The sequence below is a fragment of the Mycobacterium sp. E1747 genome (genome assembly GCF_001667775.1).
Classification (GTDB): Bacteria; Actinomycetota; Actinomycetes; order Mycobacteriales; family Mycobacteriaceae; genus Mycobacterium.
Map to the genome: position 1 here is coordinate 1 of NZ_LZJI01000159.1, position 721 is coordinate 721.

Genomic DNA, 721 nt, shown 5'->3' on the forward strand with positions numbered 1-721 from the left:
ACCTGACCGGTGAGCCTCCCTTCATCCGCAACAGCATCGACCAGTACCACAAGCAGGCCGCCGACACCGGCGCGCGCCGCGAGGTAAAGCGCGTACACCGTCAGATCCGAGGGAACGGAATCGAAGCCGCACGCGTGCACGATGCGCGCGCCGGTGTCGGCGGCCTGCTTGTGGTACTGGTCGATGCTGTTGCGGATGAAGGGAGGCTCACCGGTCAGGTCGGCGTAGTCGGTGCCCGCCGCGGCGCAGGCGGCCACCAGCGGGAGCCCGTAGCGGGTGTAGGGGCCGACCGTGGTGATGACGACCTGGGTGCGGGCCGCCATCTCGTTCAGCGTCGTCGGCGACGAGGCGTCGGCGGCGATCAGCGGCCAGGACTGCGCGGACTCGCCGAGTGTGTCGCGGACGGCCCGCAGCCGCTCGGGTGACCTGCCGGCCAGCGCCACCCGCGCGCCCGGCCCCGTCCGTGCCAGGTACTCGGCGGTCAACTTCCCGACGAAGCCGCTCGCCCCGTACAACACGATGTCGAACTCGCGCTGCGCTGCGGTCACGCGCCCGACGCTACCGGACCCGCAGATAAGTAGTGCCGGGCCCAAGGCCCGGCACTACATATTGGTGGGAGGGTAAGCCGCGGCGTACGCAGACCCGCCCGGCGCCGATGCCCGGCGAGGGGAGCACATTATAGGCCCCCCCGATCTGCTCCTCACCGCGCACGCCGGTGCGA

At 71.0% G+C, this 721-nt stretch carries 1 protein-coding gene; it reads right to left on the reverse strand.

Annotation, left to right across the window (positions count from 1 at the left end):
- The coding region (locus tag A5695_RS15370; protein WP_197515505.1) for a saccharopine dehydrogenase NADP-binding domain-containing protein at positions 1-548 on the reverse strand (548 nt) is incomplete at its 3' end.
- Positions 549-721 lie beyond the last annotated feature (173 nt).